Source organism: Pseudalkalibacillus sp. R45 (assembly GCF_052246725.1).
GTDB lineage: Bacteria > Bacillota > Bacilli > Bacillales > Fictibacillaceae > Pseudalkalibacillus.
Genome location: NZ_JBQQCL010000013.1, coordinates 29,254 through 51,687 on the forward strand (window position 1 = coordinate 29,254; position 22,434 = coordinate 51,687).

Consider the following 22,434-nt stretch of genomic DNA (forward strand, 5'->3'; position numbering starts at 1 on the left):
TGCCACAAAAGAAAGAAGCAGCCAGCTGGCTGCTTCTTTACTTATATACTTCTTAGATTTTTACGTTGATGTCAGCATCTTTCTTCAGTTCTTTCACTTTTTGAGCTACCTTTTCTTGCTTCTGTTGCTGTTGCATTTGTTTTTTAAGTTGATCTTTTACATCTTCATACTTTGGAGCTTGTTCTCCCTGAGCCTCTTTCATTTGGTCGTAATATTTTTTTAATTCTTCCTCAGAGACCTCATCAGCCGGAATTTCTTTTTCAACATAAGTCTCATACTGGATTTGTGCTGCAATCTGTTCTTTCAATTGTTCTTCATTCAGTTTATTCGTCTTCAATGCTTCCTTGAATTTCTTCTCATCATCAAATTGACCTTTGATCTGATCGATCTGTTTGTTTACTTCGTCCTCTGATGCATTATAGCCTTTTGCTTCAGCCTCTTGGACGATCACTTCGAAATCCACAAGACCAGTGACAACTTGTTTTTTCAATTGGTCTGCAACTTTCTTAGATGTAGGATCTTGTCCCATTTGTTGATATTGCATTTGCATTTGGCCTAATGCTCGGTTGAAATCTGTTCCTTTGATTTCTTCATCATTGACAGTAGCAACCACTTTATTTTCATCAACCTGCTGCTTTTCCATCTTTTTCTGCATTTCTTCCATTTGTTCTGTTTTTTCTTTATTCTCTTTGTCCTTTTGTTGACCTTCTTTGTTTTCGTTATCACCTTTACTCTCTTCATTACCGCCACATGCTGCTAAAGCGAATGCAAACAGGGCGACTAAAGCTGTATACATGATTTTTTTCAAGGAAAGTTCCCCTTTCACATAAATGTTGTTATTCCTCAATTTAAAGCTGAGGTAACTTTTAAATCCCTCGTTCTACACTCTTCGAACAAGGTTAAGCATTTTGCTTCCATATGGTAGATTTTACAAAAAGAAATATCTTATACCAGATATTCGTCCATTTGGTCCCCTATGTTAGTACAGATTCCGAAAAAAGTAAAATGGAAGCTGTTTTCAATAAAGCTATCACTTATTGATTGCTAACAAAAAGTTGAATGAGAACTGAAAGAATGGGGGCAAATTACTGTCTACAGCCCCTGGAATCTGGTGACGAACAACTTGAAAAATTCTTCCGGATTTCTTTTTCAAAATGTGTTGACATTCGTATAGAAATAAAGTAATTTAGTATCAATTGATTAACTTTGAATAAACATACATTAAAATAAATAAAAATACACAACAAGGAGTGGAGCTTAATGAGCAAAGGGAAAGTGGTTTTAGCTTATTCAGGTGGGTTGGATACTTCTGTATCAATCAAATGGATACAAGAAAAATACGGTTATGATGTAATTGCACTTGGTTTAGACGTAGGAGAAGGGAAAGACTTAGAAACGATCAAAAACAAAGCGTTGAGCGTAGGAGCTGTAAAATCAATCGTAGTCGATGCGAAGGAACTTTTAGCAAAAGAATACTTATTGCCTGCATTGAAATCGAATTGCATGTATGAAGGAAAGTATCCGTTATCTTCTGCCTTATCCCGTCCTCTTATCTCGAAGCTTTTGGTAGAAGTTGCTGAACAGGAAGGTGCAGTAGCAGTTGCGCACGGCTGCACTGGAAAAGGGAATGATCAGGTACGATTTGAAGTATCCATCCAGGCATTGAATCCGGATCTTCAAGTGATTGCCCCTGTTCGTGAATGGGGAATGACACGTGATGAAGAAATTGCATATGCAGCAGAGAAAGGTATTCCGATCCCGGTCAATCTCGACAATCCTTTTTCGATCGATGCTAATATTTGGGGCCGTGCTTGTGAAGCGGGTGTCCTGGAGGATCCATGGGCAGAGGCGCCAGAGAATGCGTATGATTGGACGAATCCGATCGAGATGACCCCTAATGAGCCTGAATATCTCGAAATCGATTTTGAAGAGGGAGTACCTGTCGCTCTTAATGGTGAAAAAACGCCGATCGTCGAGTTGATCGAAACATTGAACGAAATCGGTGGAAAACATGGGTACGGTCGAATCGACCATATTGAAAATCGTCTTGTCGGAATCAAATCCCGAGAAGTGTATGAGAACCCTGCTGCCATGCTGTTGATCAATGCACATAAAGAGCTGGAATTCTTGACGTTGCCTCGTGAGGTCACTCAATTCAAGCCTCAGGTGGAGCAACAGATGGCGAAGCTTGTCTATGAAGGACTATGGTACTCACCATTACGTTCTGCATTGGAAGCATTCATCAATGAAACACAAAACGTTGTAAGCGGCACAATCAAAATCAAGCTGTTTAAAGGTAACGCAACAGTTGTGGCACGTAAATCAAGTCATAGCCTGTATAACGAGCAGTTAGCGACCTATTCAGAAGGAGATCTCTTTGATCACAATGCTGCTGTAGGCTTCATCAAACTATGGGGGCTCTCGACGAAAGTACATGCAGAAGTGAATAAGAAGCCGAATCTTAAAGCGGTCAGCAAGGAGAAATTGTATGGCTAAGCTTTGGGGCGGCCGTTTTACGAAAGAAACCAATGAGCTTGTTGAAGAGTTCACAGCCTCCATTGAATTCGATCAACAGCTTGCATTAGAGGATATAAAGGGAAGCCTTGCGCATGTCCAGATGCTTGCGGAATGTGAGATTATTTCAGTTGAAGAAGCTGACACGATCAAAAACGGTCTGGAAACATTAAAGAAAAAAATCGAGAATGAAGAGCTTGAATATGCGGTTGAACATGAAGACATCCATATGAATATCGAAAAGCACTTGATTGATGAAATCGGTACTGTAGGCGGGAAACTGCATACTGGACGGAGTCGGAATGATCAGGTAGCAACGGATATGCATTTATACTTGAAAACGAAGACGACTGAGATCATCCAGCTTGTCGAACAGGTCCAACACTCAATCTTGGTACAATCTAAAGCGAATGTTGATACGATTTTGCCTGGTTATACGCATTTACAGCGTGCACAGCCGATTTCTTTCGCCCATCATCTGATGGCTTACTTCTGGATGTTCGAGCGAGACAAGGAACGATTGGTCGATAGTCTGAAAAGAGTGAATGTCCTTCCGCTCGGGGCAGGTGCGCTTGCTGGTACGACGTTCTCGATCAATCGGGGAAGAGTGGCTGAAATCCTTGAGTTCGATTCGATTTACCCGAACAGCATGGATGCGGTAAGCGACAGAGACTTCATTTTAGAATTTCTCTCGATCGCTTCGATCATGATGACGCATATATCGCGTCTATCAGAAGAAATGGTGATCTGGTCGAGTCAGGAATTCGGTTTTATTGAATTGGACGATTCTTTCTGTACCGGTTCAAGCATCATGCCGCAAAAAAAGAACCCTGACGTCCCAGAGCTTTTACGCGCGAAAACTGGTCGTACGTATGGGAACCTTATGGGATTGTTAACTGTCTTAAAAGGTTTGCCGTTAGCGTATAATAAGGACATGCAGGAGGATAAGGAAGGGATGTTCGATACGGTCAAAACGTTGGATGGATCGTTGAAGCTTCTGGCGCCGATGATTGAAACGATGACGGTGAACACAGGTGCGATGCGAAAGGCTGTGACGGAAGACTATTCGAATGCCACTGATTTGGCTGACTACCTCGTTACGAAAGGGTTGCCTTTCCGTGAGGCTCATGCGATCATCGGCCAAATCGTTCTCCACGCGATCCAACAAAAGAAATATCTCTTAGACCTTAAGTTCGAGTTTTATCAGGAATTCAGTCCATTATTTGAAGAGGATATCTATGAGATCCTTGCACCCGAAAACGTCGTTGCTGCGAGAAACAGTACAGGCGGGACGGGACAAACAGAAGTCAAAAAGCAGATTGAACTCGCTGAAACAAAACTGAAAAGCGTAGAGAAGGTATAAAAGAAGGGTGACCCACGATAATGGACTAGGGGTCGCCCTTTTTAACTTGTGGCTTTGTTAATAACGACAAAACGTGAAACGATTGCGACAAACACTGATTCCTATCATTTAAATCGTATAGGGTGAGATCAGAAAGATGATCATCAACGTATGGAAGAGGGAGAAGTATCCGAACTCCTGATAAAGATTCCAATGACTTTTCCTTACCAGTCTTGTGAATAACAAACTTAGAAGGACAAGTACGATCGGAATGATAACCGAATGCATTTGAAACGATAAGTAAATTGGTGAAAAAGCTTCAAACATCGGTGTGAAAAATCGCTGTAACAAGAAATATTGAAAAATGGTGAATAAACCGATCGCACTGTATCGGACCCAGCTGCGGCATTGTTCGATCGCATCTTCATTCCAGAATGAAACACAGAATAGAAAAATGATTGCCGGTGCAAGCCACATGACGGCAACTAATAATAGAATCAGTCCATATGGCAGCTTCGCCATCCCTGTATAGAAGCCATTCACCCAATCAGAGGCTTGTAGGCTTTCACCTTTTTCGACAAGTTCAGGGTGATCCGATACTGCCATGATCTTCGCGTTTTTTCCTCTAGTATCCAACCAGAAAAGTTCACCTTCATCCACATAAACGTGATTTTTGGAAACAGATGTTGTGGTGCTGATGTGACTTGCAAGCCACTCCTCATCTTTGGGGACAGCTCGATAAACATTCCAGCTTTCGATTTTCGGTTTGATCATACCCCGGATTGAAAGTATCAATTCAGGTCCATTTTCAGTCATGACCAGGTCCAAATTGTCGAACACCCGTTGTTTGCTTCGGGTAAAAGTATCATAGATTTCGATATTTTTAAACGAAGATTCTGTATTTGGAGTTTTGAAAAGGGTGTACTCACCTCGTCTGATAATTGTTCCACCATGAGCTTGCCCCGTTTGATAGATAACATGAAGACCTTCCTCATTTTCAGCCAAGTCGATATCAGCCAACATTTCCCCGCTGATGGATTCAACTTCAAAAGATTGGACTTGTTTCACGTCATTCCGATTCGTTTTGAAGACAGCGACATGGGTGGTAAAATCATCTATTTTACTTGTTACTGCAAAAAGTCCTTTCTGATCACTTGCAAATACGTTAGAGATCGGATGATCGGTTATTGCCAGCTGCTCTGAAGTATTCGTTGTAGAATCAAGCTTAAAGATCTTATCTTTTTCCCAATAATAGAGGTTCGTATCAGAGGCTTCGAAACCATCTATCTTGTCAGCTATCGTTCGTTTCTCTTTCCCATCAAAGTAAGTCAACGCTTGATCTTCAACGAAATAGGCCGTATTGTTCTTTGCCCATATAGTAGCCGTTAGACCTACCTCAATCGGAAGCGTTTCTTTATTGATCATTTCCAATTTTTCATTGACATGGACGTTCGCAAGCTTGCCATTTTCATTAAAGTGAATATCATAACCGGAATCGACTTTTTTAGCTGTGAGGATCTTCCCGTTTACCCCATCGACAATTTCTGTATTGCGACTGAGGCCATCCGGAGTCAGATCCCGTTCCTTCATCGCATGGTGAAATGTCAACAAACCGATTAATAGGAAAAGAAGCATCATGGGTAAATAGATTGTGCGTTTTTTCTTCACATGCTGAACCACCAGCATCCCCCCTTTTTGGAACATTCCAAAATATGTATGTTTTATGTCACATCGTATCATACGGTTTAGAAGAAAAATAGTTTCATTTTTACTAATAGAAAAGGGATCAGGCTCATGAAGAAGAAAGTACAGACTAGGAAGCATAAAGGAGAAATTCATTTCATGAAAAAGTACATAGCACTCTTGGATATCATTTTTTATGTGATTTTCCCGTTGGTCGTCTGGCATTATGGCAGAGAGATCATAGGTGATTACTACGCGATGCTTGTATCTTCTGTACCAGGGATCCTCTATAGCATCTATCGGTTTTACGAGATAAAGAAATTGAATGTATTCGGCATTTTCATGCTAGGAAATCTTATCATCAGTACGTTGTTGGATGTATTAGCGGGCTCTGCTATCCAACTATTATGGAACAATGTCTTCTACGGATATGCACTAGCGGTCTTATTCGCTGGAACAATCGTTTTTAAAAAGCCGATCGCTCTTTATTTCGGGCTCGACCTTATGGAACTTCAGGGTATGGAAAAGGCGCGGCTGAAGCCTTTGTTTCATAAGAAGAAAATCTATCTAGTCTTTGTCTTGATCACGCTTGCCTTTGCGTTACGGGATGTCATCCAGGCAACATTTAAAATCTGGTTGATCAATGAGTATGGGGTAGAGGCTTTTGATAAAGGAATCATCGCAAGGCAGGTCATCAGCTGGGGCACTTCCATTTTAACGGTGATCGGATTTGTTTATATTTCAAAATTGCTGCAAGAGGAGAAAGTATTCAAAGAAATGATCCGAAATTTAAGAAACGAGCATTTCGATAAAGGAGTGCGCAATGAATAGAGAGGTTTAAATATGAGTCATTTGATCATGTTGAGTAATATCGATGAACATCTAGATAAAGGGTTGGAGAAGAAGATCAGGCAGATTGTCTCAGAGAAAGGTCCTACATTAGGCTATATCCCCTCACAGTACGATGCGCCAAAACATTACTTCAATCGTATGAAACCGCACTTGCAACGGTTTGGTTTTGATCAATATGTTTATTTTGATATCGATAAAGAATATGAACCTGAAAACCTGGATGCGTTATCGTCTTGCGATGCGATTTATTTATCTGGCGGAAATACATATTATTTTTTGAAGAATCTACGTTCGAGGAACATGCTGTCTTTTCTACAGGACTTTGTAAAAACCGGTGGAGTCTTGATCGGGGTAAGTGCAGGTGCGATGATGATGTCGCCGACAATTGAGGTTGCGCAATTTTTGGATCCCAATGATGTCCGACTTGCTGATTTAGAGGCACTCAACTTAGTCCAGTTGCATTTCTTAACTCATTTTATAGACCGGATTCGCATGACAGAAGAGATTGAAGCATTCCTGACCCGTTCATCAATACCTTTGTATTTATGTCAGGATCGAGCGGGCATTGTAATCGAACAAGGAAAACTGGAATGTTACGGGAAAGTTAGAAGAGCTTACTTCAGGGTAAGTCGATGAAAAATACTAGCTTAGTACATCAGCTTGGGACATAGGTGGAGAATAAAATCAATCTAGAGGCGGAGGAAAATCCAATCTGCTGACCGGTTAATAAACAAGGGGAATTCCGTAAACTAAGAGTAACAAAACAATCTCGAAAAGGGAGCGGATTCCATGTTTAACTTCTACGAAATCGAAAAGGTCATCATTGAAACGAAAAGGAAGAACAAAAGAAGATAAGGATTGCGAAAGAGGCTGACCCAAAAGTGACAGACACTTTTGGGTTTTTTTATGTGCAAACTGCTGTGTGGTCATGTGAAAACCCTTTTGATACCAACAACCGTAATGTTTGACGTCATTCCATCATACCTTATATACTAATATTCAAAAGAACGTTTGAATGATATGGTGAGAGGTGAACGAAATGGCGAAGGACGATGTTTGTAAAGTCAATTGTGTGCATGAAGATAAAGTGAATCGGATAAAAGCTGATATAGAAGGAAAAGATACCATGTCAGCGGCGAAAGTTTTCAAAGCCTTATCCGATGATACACGAATCAAAATCGCTTATGCATTGACGATAGAGGAAGAACTATGTGTATGCGACGTATCAAATATCGTGGAATGTACAGTTGCAACGGCTTCCCACCATCTGAGATTGCTTCGGAACATGGGACTTGCAAAGTATCGCAAAGTTGGAAAGCTCGTGTATTACTCATTGGATGATGATCACGTTAGGCAAATTATACAGACAGCATTCTCTCATTTAGAGGAGGGGAAGCATCTTGCAACAAGCTAAAGTGAATGAAACGAAACATCACGTCTATAGGATCTCAGGATTCACCTGAGCAAACTGTGCGAAAAAGTTCGAAACGAATGTAAAACGCCTGGATGGTGTTTTGGATGCAAAAGTGAACTTTACTGCCTCAAAGCTTACAATTAGAGGCGATGCCCATATAAAAGAAATCGAAAAAGCGGGGGCTTTTGAAAACCTGAAAGTCCGCCCTGACCATTTGAAAGAAGAAAAGAAAGAACCGTTTTTGAAACGACATTGGAATGTGTTCATTGCCGGAATTTTTTTAATGGTCGGCTGGACAATCAGTTTGATAAACGGGGAAGGCTCATTATTGGCTAACGGCTTTTATGCAGGATCCATACTTATAGGAGGGTATCGCTTATTCCTTACAGGATTTAAAAACCTGGTGCGTCTCGATTTTGATATGAGGACACTTATGACAATCGCGATCGTCGGAGCTGCTTTGATCGGAGAATGGGGTGAGGGCGCCATGGTTGTGATCCTGTTCGCAATCAGTGAGATCCTCGAAGCTTATTCGATGGAAAAAGCACGTCAGTCAATCCGCGGATTGATGGAAATAGCGCCAAAGGAAGCGACTGTCCTGCGATACAATCAGGAGATGACAATCCCTGTAGAGGACGTGCAGGTTGGAGATACGATGATTGTTTTACCAGGGCAAAAACTAGCCATGGATGGAGTCGTTTCGAAAGGCGGCTCGTTCGTGAACCAATCTGCGATTACTGGCGAATCTGTTCCAGTACACCTGTCTGTCGGCGCTGAAGCGTTTGCTGGAACATTGAATGAAGATGGCTACTTAGAAGTTGAAGTAACAAAACGGGTAGAGGATACGACGCTAGCGAAGATCATCCATCTCGTTGAAGAAGCACAAGAAGAGCGGGCTCCATCCCAATCGTTTGTAGATCGTTTCGCAAAATATTATACCCCCGCCATCATTTTAGTGGCGATAGGTGTAGCGGTAATACCGCCATTATTAGGTGGAAGCTGGGGAGAATGGATCTATCAAGGGCTGGCTGTCTTAGTCGTCGGGTGTCCTTGTGCCCTCGTGATTTCAACGCCTGTTTCCATCGTCACAGCAGTAGGGAATGCTGCACGGAACGGTGTATTAGTAAAAGGTGGAGTCTATTTAGAAGAAGCGGGGAAATTGAAATCAATCGCATTTGATAAAACCGGAACATTGACAAAGGGAATCCCTGAAGTCACCGATATTATCGCGCTGGCCGAATACAAGGAGTCTGAAATTATCCGGATTGCTGCTATTCTTGAAAGCAGATCACAGCATCCTTTAGCATCTGCAATACTGAAGAAAGCTGAAGAGATGGGAATTGAGAAGCCATCAGAGAATATAGAGAACTTCAAATCGATTACCGGTAAGGGTATAAAAGGTACGATCGATCAGGCTGTTTATTATGCTGGAAGTCTTGCGTTATTTACCGATGATATGCATGTACAGCTTGAAAGTGATACGAACATTATCATCGATCGTCTTCGTTCTGAAGGGAAAACCGTGTTGGCAGTCGGCACAGAAGAGCATCTGCTGGCACTCGTTGCAGTAGCGGATACAATAAGGGATGAAAGTGCCGAAGTCGTAAAAGCACTATATGATATGAATATCAAAAATACGATCATGCTGACTGGTGACCATCAGCTGACAGCAAACAGCATCGGGGAGCAAATTAACATTTCTACCATAAAAGCAGAACTGCTTCCTGAAGAAAAATTAAACTACATTAAAGAATATGAACAGCGGTTTGGGAAAGTCGCGATGGTCGGGGATGGTGTAAATGACGCACCTGCCCTTGCGTCCTCTACCGTCGGAATTGCCATGGGCGGTGCTGGTACCGATACAGCCATCGAAACAGCGGATATCGCTCTGATGGGAGATGACTTGCGCAAACTTCCATATACCATCAAGCTTAGCCGAAAAACTCTTGCAATCATCAAGCAGAACATTGCCTTTTCGATCGGAGTGAAACTGTTGGCGCTTTTACTTGTCGTGCCAGGCTGGTTGACCCTGTGGATTGCAATCTTTGCAGATATGGGCGCAACCCTCCTTGTTACCTTGAATGGATTGAGACTGCTAAGAGTTAAAGAATAGGTTCTTTTCAAAAGGCCTTTGGCTATCGAATGTCTTTTCTAGTTTGAAATCGTAACGGACACCAGAGCCGTTATTTATGAAAAAAGGAGCTGATTTTCTGCGATATTTGCGAAATAAGGTCCCTGGTGTCCGTTAAGTTTATAAATTTCCAATATATTGGCCAAATAAGGTCTCTTGTGTCCGTTAACGATTGTTCCTTCAACAAGGTGTCTTGATGTTACGCCAATCTTCAGCACTCATTGGACAACCTCTCGTTTTCTTTATGAAACATGTATTGTACAATAGAGGTGTTAACAAGGTGATTTGCATCTTTAGAAAAAATGTTGTAATATACCTATAGGGGTATTATTGAACATTTAAATAAAGGAGGTTAACCTCGTGGAATATAATGATCAAATGAAGAACCGCGTTAAACGTATTGAAGGACAATTACGCGGTGTTCTTAAAATGATGGAAGAAGAAAAAGATTGTAAAGATATAGTGACACAAATGTCTGCAATTAGAAGTGCGTTGGACCGTACAATCGGTCTTGTCGTTGGAACAAACCTCGAACAGTGTGTGAGAGAGCAACTGGATAAAGGTGAAAACACGGACGATCTTATTAAAGAAGCCGTTAATCTACTTGTAAAAAGCAGATGAAAATGCAGGTGTTGACATTCATTTGAATGCATAGTAGTATACCCTTAGGGGTATAAAACAACACCTTTTTATTTTTAAGAAAATAGATACCTATACGGGTATATGTATAAAACATTTCAAGGAGGAGTAAATGATGACAGAAGTAAAAAAAGACAAGACAACAATCGTATTATTCAGTGGAGATCTTGATAAGGCCATAGCGGCTTATATCATTGCGAATGGTGCAGCGGCGTATGATCATGAGGTGACAATTTTCCATACATTCTGGGGATTGAATGCACTTCGTAAAGATGAACAGGTGCCAGTGAAAAAAGGAATGCTTGAAAAGATGTTCGGTAAGATGATGCCTCGTGGGGCAAAGAAACTTGGCTTATCTAAAATGAACATGGCTGGTATGGGACCGAAAATGATCAAACATGTTATGAAAAAGCATAATGCCATGTCTCTTCCAGATCTTGTGGAAATGGCTCAAGAACAGGGCGTCAACCTTGTTGCATGTACAATGACAATGGATCTATTAGGTCTTCAAAAAGAAGAACTTTTAGATGATATCAATTATGGCGGCGTAGCAGCTTATCTTGGAGAAGCAAACGAAGGTAAAGTGAATTTGTTTATTTAATTTTGTTTAAAATAATACCCTATGAGGTATAAGGGACTACAAATCGCCCAAAAGGAGGTTAGCTCATGTTCGGATTCAACAATGTTAAAACGATCACTCCGGATGAAGTGGATAAGAAACGAAAAGAAAACAACGATATTAGTATCATCGATGTACGAGAAGATGAAGAAGTAGCAAACGGAATAATTCCAGGTGCGAAGCATATTCCTCTTGGTGACATTTCTGAACGTACAAATGAGATTCCTAAAGATAAGGAACACATCATGGTATGCCGTTCTGGGAACCGAAGCGGGAAGGCTGCAAAGTTTCTTGAGGGAGAAGGGTATTCCGTCTTGAATATGAAAGGCGGCATGATGAATTGGAATGGAGAACTATCAAATCACTAAACCTAGAAGGAGGCGCTACACATGATTAAAACAGACAAAGTATTGGATGCTAAAGGACTCGCATGTCCAATGCCGATTGTAAAAACGAAAAAGACGATTGGAGAAATTGAAGCAGGTCAGGTCCTGGAAGTCCAAGCGACAGATAAAGGATCAACTGCAGATATTGCAAGCTGGGCGAAATCGACAGGCCATCAATATCTTGGCACAAAGGAAGAAGGAGATGTCCTGAAGCACTATCTTCGCAAAGCAAGCCCAGAGGAGACAAAAGAAGACACCCAATATCCTCATGTCATCCAGAATGACGAGTTGAAAACACAACTTGAAGAAGGCGGTACTGTTTTAGATGTCCGTGAACCTGCAGAGTATGCATTCAGCCGTATTCCTGGAGCGAAATCCATTCCTTTAGGGGAATTGGAGAATCGTTTGGATGAGTTGAATAAAAACGATGACATCTATGTTGTCTGCAGAACAGGAAATCGTAGTGACCGTGCATCACAATTGTTGTCAGATAAAGGTTTTGCAAAAGTGAAAAACGTTGTTCCTGGAATGTCAGAGTGGGATGGTCCCACTGAAAAAGAAGATTAATCGGAGGGTTTCATAATGGCTAAAAAAGTAGCGATCATTGCAAGTAATGGAGAATTGTTTGATGCGTATAAAGTATTCAATATTGCAACTGCAGCAGCTGCGTCTGACGCAGAAGTCGGCATTTTCTTTACTTTCGATGGCCTTAATCTGATTCATAAAGAAGGGCACCGGCAATTGCCGATTCCTGAAGGGAAGGAACACTATCAGGAAGGTTTCGAAAATGCCAACGTCCCAAAAATCCCAGAACTATTAGAGATGGCGAAGGAACTTGGTGTGAAGCTGATTGCATGTCAAATGACTATGGATGTCATGAATCTTGAAAAAGATCATTTTGTTGATGGAATAGATGTCGGTGGGGCAGCAACATTTTTGAATTATGCAGAAGATGCCGACGTGACACTAACCTTTTAAGAGGAGGGGAATTAAAGAAATGGCTATTAAAGAAATGACTGCAAAAGAAATTACTCGAAAAGTATTGAATAACGAAAAGCTTTTTATACTTGATGTACGAAACGAAAATGATTTTAACGATTGGAAAATCGAAGGTGGAGCTGTAGAGATCATCAATATGCCATACTTCGAATTGTTAGAAGGCGTTGATGGTATTCTGGATCAGCTTCCAAAAGACCAAGAAATATTGGTTGTTTGCGCGAAAGAGGGTTCTTCAAAGTTCGTAGGGGAACAGCTAGTTGAAGCTGGCCTTGAGGATGTTTCTTACTTGCAAGGTGGAATGAAATCCTGGAGCGAGCACCTTGAACCTGTGAAAATCGGTGACTTGAAAGACGGCGGTGCGATCTATCAATTCGTCCGTATCGGCAAGGGCTGTCTATCTTACCTTATCGAGTCCGACGGTGAAGCGATGATCATCGACAGCAACCGTATGACAGAGCCTTATGAAACGTTTGTTAAAGAAAAAGGACTTAAGGTGAAGCATCTTACAGATACCCACCTTCATGCGGATCACATTTCCGGCGGGCGTAAACTTGCTGAAATCTTTGGCGCAGATTACTACCTGCCTCCAAAGGACGCGACAGAAGTAACATTTGACTACAACAAGCTTGAAGAAGGAAATGATCTGACAGTTGGAAACACGACAATAAAAGTCCAACCGATCTACTCACCTGGACACACGATCGGAAGTACGTCATTCATTGTAGATGATCAATATCTACTCACTGGTGATATCTTATTCGTGAAATCAATCGGTCGTCCGGACCTTGCAGGTAAAGCGGAAGACTGGGTGAGTGATTTGAGAGACACTTTGTATAGCAAATATAAAGAGCTTTCAGATGATCTGGTCGTCCTACCTGCTCACTTCTCAAAAGTGGAAGAGGTTGGTGAAGATGGGTCTGTGAAAGCGAACCTAGGAGATCTGTATAAGGAGAACTCTGGGTTGAATGTGGAAGACGAAGGGGAATTCCGTAAACTTGTAACGGAAAATCTACCACCTCAACCAAATGCTTATCAGGAAATCCGTGAAACGAATATGGGGAAGATCAACCCTGAAACAGATGAGCAACGTGAAATGGAAATCGGTCCAAACCGTTGCGCAGTTGAAGGTTAATATTTTCCGAACCACAATAAAAACTCAGGAGGTTTTATAAATGAATTCAGATAAAGTACTAGATGCAAAAGGATTGGCATGTCCAATGCCGATTGTCAAAACAAAAAAGGCGATTGATGAAATCGATTCTGGGCAAGTTCTTGAAATCCACGCAACTGATAAAGGGGCAAAAAGCGACCTATCTGCTTGGGTGAAATCAGGCGGACACGAACTTCTACAAGATACAGAAGAAGACGGAGTGTTCAAGTTCTGGGTCAAGAAAGCCTAAATAGAAATAGAAGGCTCAATAAAGGGGAAGATGGGTAAAATGCTGCCGATGCATTCCCCTTATTGAGCTTTTTTTAATAAGCTTTGTTAACCATTAATGTTGAATTTCGCGGAAATCAACATTAAGAAAAACAGAGTCTGGCTTTTAAAAGGAGGAGAGAAATCATGGATATAGCATTTATCATAACGATATTCTTAATCGGATTTGTCGGCTCATATGTGTCTGGAATGGTAGGAATCGGCGGATCCATCATCAAATATCCGATGCTCTTATATATCCCGCCATTATTGGGATTCGCAGCGTTCACTTCTCATGAAGTTTCAGGAATCAGTGCGGTACAGGTATTCTTTGCCACAATCGGTGGTGTTTGGGCATATCGGAAAGGAGGCTATCTGAATAAGATACTGATCATCTATATGGGTACCGCTGTATTGATCGGAAGCTTCATCGGTGCATACGGATCAAGGCTTCTTACTGAAAGTGGGATTAACATTACTTATGGGATCCTTGCAACGATTGCTGCTGTGATGATGTTTATTCCAAAAAAAGGGCTCGATGATCAGGCGTTAGATAATGTAACGTTTAATAAATGGCTTGCCGCGTTCCTAGCTTTGATTGTCGGAATTGGTGCGGGTATCGTAGGGGCTGCTGGAGCATTCATACTTGTTCCGATTATGCTCGTCGTGTTGAAAATACCGACAAGGATGACGATTGCCACCTCACTTGCAATCACATTCATTTCTTCTATCGGTTCCACAATCGGGAAAATATCAACCGGTCAAGTGCTTCTGGTTCCTGCCATCGTAATGGTTGTGGCCAGTCTGATTGCTTCACCATTAGGTGCAAAGACCGGTCAGAAGGTCAATACCAAAATCCTTCAATGGCTATTGGCTGCCTTGATCGTCGGAACTTCAATCAAAATCTGGCTTGATATATTCAGCTGATTTTACGAGTTTCAATAAAGGTTTCAAGGGCTGGGTGGAAGACTTTCTCGTAATGTCCTTCTGAACAGCTCTTGACAATTACCGTACTCATAAACCCTTCATTGAAACAATCCAGTCTTTTATCACATACAGGGCATTTTTCTTGAAGTAATGTATTCATTCGAGATTCACCCCTATCATTATATTGAAATCCTATGTGTTTACTTGGCATTATATGTGGTTTTGAAAAAATTTGCAACAGGGAGAGGGTCTTATGTCTGACAAGCGTTTTAAACCTGAAAAAGCGGGGAAGTTGTTTAGTCCTGAAAGACAAAAACTCTTGCCAGTGGAAAAAATCCTGGCGTACCTTAATTTGGAGCATACTGATATTGTCGCAGACTTGGGGGCTGGGAATGGGTATTTTACTGTTCCTATGGCCAAAAAGGTGACAACTGTACACGCGGTTGATATCGAACCTCAAATGCTTGATATGCTGAATGATTATGCAGTTGACGAAAATGTCTCCAATATTGAATTCATAACGAGTGATCTTGAAGCGATCGACATGGGAGACAACACTGTCAACAAGATTTTCAGTGCTTTTGTTATGCATGAAATCTCACATTTAAAGAAGGCTTTTGAAGAAATAAATCGAATTATGGTAAAGGGTGGACAGCTTTTTATCCTTGATTGGGAAATGGAAGAAAATCCTGAGATGGGCCCGCCACCGCATGAGCGTATTTCTTCAGAACGATTTCTTTCAGTCTTGCAAGAAAATGGCTTCGAAGCTGAAATACTATATCGAGATGGAAAGACATATGGCGTAAAAGCGACTGTGAATTGAAGAATAGGGAATGGAATCAATCGTTTAACTTTGACGTAAATAGGGAATTTCAATAATACGATGTAGGGTATAATGAACCCATAATCAATTAATAAAAGGAGATGTAGTGGATGTTTCATTATACGGTAACAACAAATCAATCAATTGATGAAGCGTGCGAAACATTGGAAAAGCAATTGAAGGAAGAACAATTCGGGGTACTATGGAACTTTGATCTGAAGAATACCTTGAACAACAAAGGACTGGAGTTCGACAGAGATTTCAGGATTCTAGAAGTGTGTAACCCGAAGGAAGCGCAACGTGTTTTGAATCAAAATGTAATGGTCGGCTATTTCCTGCCGTGTAAAATGGTTGTTTATGAGGATGATGGCGTGACGAAGATCGGAATGCCAAAACCGACATCCCTCGTAACGATGGTCGACGATGCACAAATCACTGAAATGGCAGAGGATATCGAGAAAAGACTAATCGCATGTATGGATAAATCCAGCGTCTAAATTCTGAATGAAGGCATATAATGTTTTTGTGTGATTCTTGATCGCTGGATTACAAGATAGTTACAATTTTCAGAAACTGTTGATTTTTGCGATGACAACCTGAGATAGTGGTGTTATAATAAAAAAAGGTTTTTAGAAAATGAAAACGCAGGTGCTGCGAACACCTGCGTATCATACGATAAGCTTTTCCCTCAAGGGGACCGGCTTAGACTAGAGTAGACCGTGACCTAAAGTGTGCAGCTCAAGGACGGTCTATTTTTTATACGGGAATGACAATACGCTGATAATCAACGTGGCAAACGAGATGGTAACCATCAACGTTTGAAAAACCGTCATTATTACACCACCCCTTTCGAGTGTAGTGCCGACCGTCCTTGAGTACCGAAACTTATCGTATTTATACAATTCTATCATTATTGGTAAAATTTCTCATGATACATATGGACCAGTTATGCGCTGTCCAAGCCTCCTGCTATTATATATGCAAACCATTTTATAGGCTGAAAGTCGCGGTTGCCGTGTACATAAAACAAAATAGGGTATGGTATCTGTAGACTTCAATAATCTTTATGGAGGGAAAAGTGTGAGTTTACAAAATGAAATCATTAAAGAATTACAAATAAAACCGAGCATTTTACCTGAACAAGAAATTGAACGGCGCGTAGACTTATTAAAGGAATATGCGAAAAAGACGGGAATGAAAGGCTATGTCCTCGGAATCAGCGGTGGACAAGACTCTACACTGGCTGGGAAGCTTGCTCAAGTCGCCGTTGAACAATTACGTGAAGAAACCGGAGAGAACTACACGTTCATTGCAATGCGGCTGCCTTATGGAGTGCAAAAAGATGAGGATGACGCGCAAAATGCCCTTGATTTCATTGGTCCGGATCAGACCGTAACCTTCAATATAAAAGAAGCAGTGGATGCTTCGTATCGTGCATTCAGGGAAGGAATAGGTGAAGAACTGAGTGACTTTTTGAAAGGGAATACGAAGGCTCGTGAACGTATGAAGGTCCAGTATGATCTTGCAGCCCATCACAACCTCCTGGTGATTGGAACTGATCATGGTGCAGAAGCAGTGACAGGTTTCTTCACGAAGCATGGAGATGGCGCATGTGATATAGCTCCTTTGTTCGGTCTGAACAAGAGGCAAGGAAAAATGCTGTTGAAACAGATGGGTTCTCCTGAAGCGCTATATACGAAAGTCCCTACTGCGGACCTTGAGGATGACCGCCCCGGACTTCCGGATGAAGAAGCGCTTGGTATCACCTATGAACAAATTGATGCCTATTTAGAGGGTAAGGAAATTGATCCAGAGGCGAGGAATACACTTGAAAACCATTATTTGAAAACTCGTCATAAGCGTGAAGGCGAAGTTACCCTATACGATGACTGGTGGAAAAGTTAAATCGATATTGAGCAGAGAAAACCACGGAGAATTTATATTCTATTCGTGGTTTTTAACATTTGGATTTGTTAAAGACTTCTTCAAATCTACTCTCTCTGCGCAGCCATTAGAAAAGCCGAAGCGGCCCGCTCAGTAACCTAGGTCACTGGAAAACTGACGAGGCGGCTCGAACCAAACCAAGACTTGGTTCTGCGTGGACTTATCACAAGGGTGTCAATCATTGTGACGACCACATCAGGAAGTTTGAAGTGATTCAAGTGACTGGCCGTTGAACCGGACATCCATTCCTGAAATAATTTAGTTGCGACCTCTATCCTCGATGAAACCGAGTTGTACTAGCCCGTTAACGGACACAGGAGACCTTATTTGGCCAATATATTGGAAATTTACAGACTTAACGGACACCAGGGACCTTATTTCGCAAATATCGTAGAAAATCAGCTGCTTTTTTCATAAATAACGGCTGTGGTGTCCGTTAACTGAAAACTTGATGGCTGTGCGTTGTGTTTATCATGCTCTAGTGTCGCGAATTTTGCTTAAAGAAACCGGATTATATTTTTTCGAAAAAATTTTCAGAGTACCATATGGATAAGTACGAAAAACAAAAAAAGATAAGCCGCATAGCGGTGGAATCTACGACGCTTGCCGGATGATTTCCGCTTCCGTAGATAACCTGTGAAAATAAGAACGACCAGACCTCCGATGGCTATCATTCCGGATAATCCTTCCCTTGACCCGATCAACCCGAATTGAACCATAATTAAAACATGCATCAGAAGCGATGTTACTCCCAGGAGTGCAGCTGCTACATGGAATCGTATGTATATCCGTGTGAAGATGACTAACTTTTTGCGGAAATTAGACCTTCCCGACCGGCTGATCCATTGTAAAAAGAGATAAAGTATGAATGAGAGGATAAAATAAATCAAAGCGGTATAAGCCCAATTAATGGCTGTAGAAATTGTCCTGGGCTGCAGCAATAAGTAGAAAAGCCACGGGATCGACAAAAGAGTAAGAATAATTGTGCTTTGATAAACATTCAATCGATACAAAAAACGCATAGCCTTGTTTGCCATAGTAAAGCTTCACCTCATCTGCCAACATTGTACCATTTTATATGCTCTAAAACCTTACGAACTCCCGTTAAAACGCTGTACCTAATGCATGTGTATAAGATTAGGAAAAATTGAATAAACTAGTAAAAATCACTCATTTTGAAAAGTGGGTGATTTTTCGGTTTTGCGCGCCCAAAATTTGGGTATAAGATATCACTTCATGTTAAAGGATGAGATGAAGCGTGACAATCAAAGGCAGCGGGGACTTATTTATTATCGGCGGGAATGAAGATAAGGAAGGCGATTTGGAAGTCCTATCGATCTTCGTTGAAGACACGAAAGCTAGCGGTGGCACAATTGGTGTTCTTACGACTCCAACTGGATATCCAGAAGAAGTAGGTGGAGAATACCGGGATATTTTTATGAAGCTAGGTGCCTCTAAGGTGGATCTATTACATATTGATAACCGTGAAAAAGCTGAAGACGAATCATTTATTAAGCAGGTCAATGGACTGTCAGCTCTTTTCATCACTGGTGGAGACCAGAATCGATTATCAAGCATCATTGGCGGTACCACTTTTTTCAAAGAAGTCCAAAAAGCCTGGCAAAATGGAATGATTATTGCAGGCACGAGTGCGGGAGCAGCGATCATGAGCAGACATATGATCGTATCCGGGAAGACCAAATTGAAACATGATAAGGTCCACGTTGAAATTGGTGTGGGGTTTGGATTCCTCGAAGATGTTGTCATCGACCAGCACTTCTCTCAGAGAGCCCGCTTTGGCCGTCTATTATATGCCATTGCGCAAAACCCTCAGGTAATAGGAGTCGGAATTGATGAAAACACAGCCATTTGGGTGAGGGATGGCGGCAGGTACTTTGAAGTGATTGGCGAACATTCTGTAACTGTAATAGATGGTTGCAAACTTTCATTTGTCGATATTGCAGACGAAGCCGAAAGTGATGAAGTAACAATTACAGGTGTGCAGCTGCATTCAATTGCAAAAGGCTATCAATTTGACTTGGAGAGCCGCAAGTTAATCAAGAAAGAGAAGGGATCTGCCCAATGAAAATCAATAAAGTGAAATTTCTTTCTGGGCCAAACTATTACAGCTATAAACCGACCATTTGGCTTGAGTTGGATATTGAAGAACTAGAAGACATGCCATCCAATAAAATTCCTGGATTCACAGATACGCTATTGGAAGTCATGCCTACCTTGAATACACATACATGCTCCCGAGGCTATGAAGGCGGGTTTGTCGAACGCTTACGTGAAGGTACCTGGATGGGACATATCCTTGAGCATATGGCAATCGAGCTGCAATCGCTTGCTGGTATTGGAGTGAAAAGAGGAAAAACGATCACGAGTGAGCGGGAAGGCATTTATTATGTGACCTACCGTTACGAGGAAAAAGAGTCAGGCTATTATGCTTTCGAAGCGGCAATGGATATCGTCAATCATATTCTTGAAAGACAACCTGTTTCCATCGAGCCCTATGTGAAAAAAGTCGAGCAGCTTTATTATGACCATAAGCTGGGTCCGAGTACAGAGGCGATCTTTAAAGCTGCCTATGAGCGTAAAATTCCGGTCGAACAACTCGCAAATGACAGTATTCTAAGACTCGGTACTGGTCGGAAACAAAAACGGATGGAAGCGACAATGTCCAGCCAAGCTTCCTTTCTGGCAGTTGAGTACGCTTGCGATAAAGTGATGACGAAATCGCTCTTAGATGACGTTTGTATTCCTGTTCCAGAAGGAAGCGTCATCTCATCAGAGTCGGAATTGCTTCAGGAAGCGGCACGCCTCGAATACCCACTCGTCATCAAACCGATCGACGGCCATCAAGGGCAGGGTGTTTTGACGAATATACGTACAGAAGAAGAGTTGATTGCTGCTTATAACTATCATAAAGATACTGATAGAGTGATCCTTGAGCGCTATTATACAGGGGACGATTATCGTTTTACAGTGGTTGATGGTCAACTTATCGCAGCAAGTTTACGCCTTCCCCCATATGTCGTTGGTAATGGAAGCGATTCAATAAGAACCTTGATTGAAAAAGAAAATGAAAATCCATTACGCGGGGTTGGACATGAAAAACCGATGACGAAAATTCCGATCAATGATTCTGTCGAAAATTATCTTCGTCAGGCACAATTGAATCTTGATTCGATTCTCGACAAGGGACGAATTATTAATGTCTTAGGAAATGCCAATCTATCAACAGGTGGTCTGGCGATTGATATAACGGATAAAGTGCATCGCTCTTACAAGGAGATTGCAGAAAGCTCCGCGCGTGCAATCGGATTGGATATTGCAGGGGTCGATATGATTGTCCAGGATATAACAGCTGAGTACCGTCCGGGATGTGCTGCAGTTCTCGAGGTTAACGCAGCACCTGGGATCCGGATGCATCATTACCCGAGTTCAGGGACTCCCAGGGATGTCGGCGGGGCGATTGTCGATTACCTTTTTAAAAGTAGGGAGGAAGCAGTCATCCCTGCCGTTGCTGTAACAGGAACAAATGGGAAGACTACAACAGTAAGGCTGATTTCACACTTTCTACAGCAAAAAGGAAAGACGATCGGAATGGCTCATTCGGACGGCGTCTATATTGGCAATCGTTGTATCGATAAAGGGGATTGCAGCGGTCCAGTCAGTGCCCGAAAAGTTCTTCATCACCCTGAAGTCGATGCGGCCATTCTTGAAACCGCTCGAGGCGGTATGCTTCGTGAAGGGACAGCCTTCCGTTTTTGCGATGTTGGAATCGTCACGAATGTTTCAGAAGACCACTTAGGATTAGATGGAATCGATACAATCGAAGAGCTTCGGAAGCTAAAACGATTGATACCAGAAGTCGTCCATCCGGATGGCTATTGCATTTTGAATGCTGACGATAAAGCCGTGGCAGAAATGAAGGATTATACCGGTGGTGCTGTCGTCTTCACTTCTTTGGATGAAAATAATGCTTATTTACGTAAACACCGTGAAAACAATCAGGAATGCTGGTATGTCCAGGGTGACTGGATATTCCACGAGAAAGACGGTAAGTCGGAGCGTTTTATGAAGTATGCTGAGATTCCAATTACTTTTAATGGCTACGCCAAGCATAATATAAGCAATCTATTGCAAGCATTGGCGTCTGCTCATTTACTGGGTGTCTCTCAGGAAATGCTGCGCAAAAAAGCGCTCACCTTCTTCCCGGACTTCCTGCAAAGCCCTGGTCGGTTCAATAAAATCGATCAGGATGGAAGGACAATTGTCGTCGATTATGCACATAATACGGCTGGTCTAAAGGCGATCTATAACACGATCAAAGCGATTCCTTATGAACGGCTGATTACCGCTGTATCAGCACCAGGCGACCGGTTGAATGAGGATATTCGAAATATGGCTGAAATCATCGGGAATGAAACCGATATTGTCGTGATAAAAGAAGATGGCAACTTGCGAGGTAGAAAACCGAAGGAAGTGGCGGCTATTCTGGATGAAGTGTTAGCGAAACGGCTGCCTTCAAGCCGCAGGATCATTGAGCTTGATGAAATTCGGGCGTTCCAAAAAGCATGGGAAACCTCAAAGCCGGGGGATCTGCTTTTGTTCCTTTACGATTCATTCAACGCGGTGGAAAGTTTCTTCAAGGAACATAAACGAAAACGTTCCGAATTCGCTGACAGATACCGAAAAACCTCTTCACTGTAAGGATTTAATAAAATCAAACAGAAGT

At 41.8% G+C, this 22,434-nt stretch carries 24 protein-coding genes; 19 read left to right on the forward strand and 5 right to left on the reverse strand.

Annotation, left to right across the window (positions count from 1 at the left end; translation table 11 throughout):
* Positions 1–52: 52 nt before the first annotated feature.
* A complete protein-coding gene (locus ACTWQL_RS18415) occupies positions 53–808 on the reverse strand; it encodes a SurA N-terminal domain-containing protein (RefSeq protein ID WP_443143886.1) in 756 nt (251 codons plus the stop codon).
* A 452-nt stretch (positions 809–1,260) separates the two neighbouring features.
* On the opposite strand from ACTWQL_RS18415, the gene ACTWQL_RS18420 reads away from it, so the two are divergent.
* Together ACTWQL_RS18420 and argH are read left to right on the forward strand one after the other, a co-directional pair.
* A complete protein-coding gene (locus ACTWQL_RS18420; protein WP_443143887.1) occupies positions 1,261–2,496 on the forward strand; it encodes an argininosuccinate synthase in 1,236 nt (411 codons plus the stop codon).
* Positions 2,489–3,877: an argininosuccinate lyase gene (gene argH / locus ACTWQL_RS18425; protein ID WP_443143888.1), complete on the forward strand. Its 1,389-nt coding sequence runs from the start codon at positions 2,489–2,491 to the stop codon at positions 3,875–3,877. The genes ACTWQL_RS18420 and argH overlap by 8 nt, the downstream gene beginning before the upstream one ends.
* Before the next feature lie 108 nt (positions 3,878–3,985).
* Here argH and ACTWQL_RS18430 read toward each other — a convergent pair whose 3' ends face one another.
* A complete protein-coding gene (locus tag ACTWQL_RS18430; RefSeq protein ID WP_443143889.1) occupies positions 3,986–5,524 on the reverse strand; it encodes a hypothetical protein in 1,539 nt (512 codons plus the stop codon).
* A gap of 174 nt (positions 5,525–5,698) precedes the next feature.
* On the opposite strand from ACTWQL_RS18430, the gene ACTWQL_RS18435 reads away from it, so the two are divergent.
* From ACTWQL_RS18435 to ACTWQL_RS18490, 12 genes are all read left to right on the forward strand, one after another.
* Positions 5,699–6,370 (forward strand): VC0807 family protein, encoded by a 672-nt coding sequence (locus tag ACTWQL_RS18435; protein ID WP_443143890.1) that lies wholly within the window; start codon positions 5,699–5,701, stop codon positions 6,368–6,370.
* A gap of 12 nt (positions 6,371–6,382) precedes the next feature.
* On the forward strand, positions 6,383–7,027 hold the full coding sequence (locus ACTWQL_RS18440) for a Type 1 glutamine amidotransferase-like domain-containing protein (protein ID WP_443143891.1): 645 nt from the start codon (positions 6,383–6,385) through the stop codon (positions 7,025–7,027).
* Between the two features lie 403 nt (positions 7,028–7,430).
* Positions 7,431–7,805: an ArsR/SmtB family transcription factor gene (locus ACTWQL_RS18445; RefSeq protein ID WP_443143892.1), complete on the forward strand. Its 375-nt coding sequence runs from the start codon at positions 7,431–7,433 to the stop codon at positions 7,803–7,805.
* Positions 7,792–9,918 carry a heavy metal translocating P-type ATPase gene (locus ACTWQL_RS18450; protein ID WP_443143893.1) on the forward strand — a complete coding sequence of 709 codons (2,127 nt, stop codon included), beginning with the start codon at positions 7,792–7,794 and terminating at the stop codon, positions 9,916–9,918. Before ACTWQL_RS18445 ends, ACTWQL_RS18450 begins: the two co-directional genes overlap by 14 nt.
* A 378-nt stretch (positions 9,919–10,296) precedes the next feature.
* Entirely contained in the window at positions 10,297–10,557 is a 261-nt protein-coding gene (locus tag ACTWQL_RS18455; RefSeq protein WP_443143894.1) for a metal-sensitive transcriptional regulator, read from the forward strand.
* A 133-nt stretch (positions 10,558–10,690) separates the two neighbouring features.
* Positions 10,691–11,176, forward strand: coding sequence for a DsrE/DsrF/DrsH-like family protein (locus tag ACTWQL_RS18460; protein WP_443143895.1), 486 nt, complete (start codon positions 10,691–10,693; stop codon positions 11,174–11,176).
* 65 nt (positions 11,177–11,241) lie between these two features.
* Positions 11,242–11,562, forward strand: a complete 321-nt coding sequence (locus ACTWQL_RS18465) for a rhodanese-like domain-containing protein (RefSeq protein WP_443143896.1) — start codon at positions 11,242–11,244, stop codon at positions 11,560–11,562.
* Positions 11,563–11,583: 21 nt separating this feature from the next.
* Positions 11,584–12,147 (forward strand): sulfurtransferase TusA family protein, encoded by a 564-nt coding sequence (locus tag ACTWQL_RS18470; RefSeq protein WP_443143897.1) that lies wholly within the window; start codon positions 11,584–11,586, stop codon positions 12,145–12,147.
* A 15-nt stretch (positions 12,148–12,162) separates the two neighbouring features.
* The gene (locus tag ACTWQL_RS18475) at positions 12,163–12,558 is read left to right on the forward strand and encodes a DsrE/DsrF/DrsH-like family protein (RefSeq protein ID WP_443143898.1); all 396 of its coding nucleotides are present in this window, start codon (positions 12,163–12,165) and stop codon (positions 12,556–12,558) included.
* Between the two features lie 19 nt (positions 12,559–12,577).
* Positions 12,578–13,711 (forward strand): MBL fold metallo-hydrolase, encoded by a 1,134-nt coding sequence (locus ACTWQL_RS18480; protein WP_443143899.1) that lies wholly within the window; start codon positions 12,578–12,580, stop codon positions 13,709–13,711.
* 40 nt (positions 13,712–13,751) lie between these two features.
* Positions 13,752–13,979 carry a sulfurtransferase TusA family protein gene (locus tag ACTWQL_RS18485; protein ID WP_443143900.1) on the forward strand — a complete coding sequence of 76 codons (228 nt, stop codon included), beginning with the start codon at positions 13,752–13,754 and terminating at the stop codon, positions 13,977–13,979.
* Between the two features lie 164 nt (positions 13,980–14,143).
* On the forward strand, positions 14,144–14,923 hold the full coding sequence (locus ACTWQL_RS18490; RefSeq protein WP_443143901.1) for a sulfite exporter TauE/SafE family protein: 780 nt from the start codon (positions 14,144–14,146) through the stop codon (positions 14,921–14,923).
* On the opposite strand, the gene ACTWQL_RS18495 is transcribed toward ACTWQL_RS18490, so the two are convergent.
* Positions 14,916–15,083, reverse strand: coding sequence for a hypothetical protein (locus ACTWQL_RS18495; protein ID WP_443143902.1), 168 nt, complete (start codon positions 15,081–15,083; stop codon positions 14,916–14,918). The genes ACTWQL_RS18490 and ACTWQL_RS18495 overlap by 8 nt on opposite strands.
* A 93-nt stretch (positions 15,084–15,176) precedes the next feature.
* Here ACTWQL_RS18495 and ACTWQL_RS18500 point away from each other — a divergent pair, with 93 nt between their 5' ends.
* Both ACTWQL_RS18500 and ACTWQL_RS18505 read left to right on the forward strand, forming a co-directional pair.
* Positions 15,177–15,746, forward strand: a complete 570-nt coding sequence (locus ACTWQL_RS18500; RefSeq protein WP_443143903.1) for a class I SAM-dependent methyltransferase — start codon at positions 15,177–15,179, stop codon at positions 15,744–15,746.
* A gap of 110 nt (positions 15,747–15,856) precedes the next feature.
* Entirely contained in the window at positions 15,857–16,243 is a 387-nt protein-coding gene (locus tag ACTWQL_RS18505; RefSeq protein WP_443143904.1) for a DUF302 domain-containing protein, read from the forward strand.
* A 252-nt stretch (positions 16,244–16,495) separates the two neighbouring features.
* Here the strand turns inward: ACTWQL_RS18505 and ACTWQL_RS18510 are convergent, their stop codons facing one another.
* Positions 16,496–16,657 carry a putative holin-like toxin gene (locus ACTWQL_RS18510; RefSeq protein ID WP_221569049.1) on the reverse strand — a complete coding sequence of 54 codons (162 nt, stop codon included), beginning with the start codon at positions 16,655–16,657 and terminating at the stop codon, positions 16,496–16,498.
* Positions 16,658–16,826: 169 nt separating this feature from the next.
* On the opposite strand from ACTWQL_RS18510, the gene nadE reads away from it, so the two are divergent.
* Positions 16,827–17,651, forward strand: a complete 825-nt coding sequence (gene nadE, locus ACTWQL_RS18515; protein WP_443143905.1) for an ammonia-dependent NAD(+) synthetase — start codon at positions 16,827–16,829, stop codon at positions 17,649–17,651.
* Positions 17,652–18,223: 572 nt separating this feature from the next.
* On the opposite strand, the gene ACTWQL_RS18520 is transcribed toward nadE, so the two are convergent.
* Positions 18,224–18,727, reverse strand: coding sequence for a hypothetical protein (locus ACTWQL_RS18520; protein ID WP_443143906.1), 504 nt, complete (start codon positions 18,725–18,727; stop codon positions 18,224–18,226).
* A 221-nt stretch (positions 18,728–18,948) separates the two neighbouring features.
* Here ACTWQL_RS18520 and ACTWQL_RS18525 point away from each other — a divergent pair, with 221 nt between their 5' ends.
* Positions 18,949–19,776, forward strand: coding sequence for a cyanophycinase (locus ACTWQL_RS18525; RefSeq protein ID WP_443143907.1), 828 nt, complete (start codon positions 18,949–18,951; stop codon positions 19,774–19,776).
* Entirely contained in the window at positions 19,773–22,409 is a 2,637-nt protein-coding gene (cphA, locus tag ACTWQL_RS18530) for a cyanophycin synthetase (RefSeq protein WP_443143908.1), read from the forward strand. Before ACTWQL_RS18525 ends, cphA begins: the two co-directional genes overlap by 4 nt.
* Positions 22,410–22,434 lie beyond the last annotated feature (25 nt).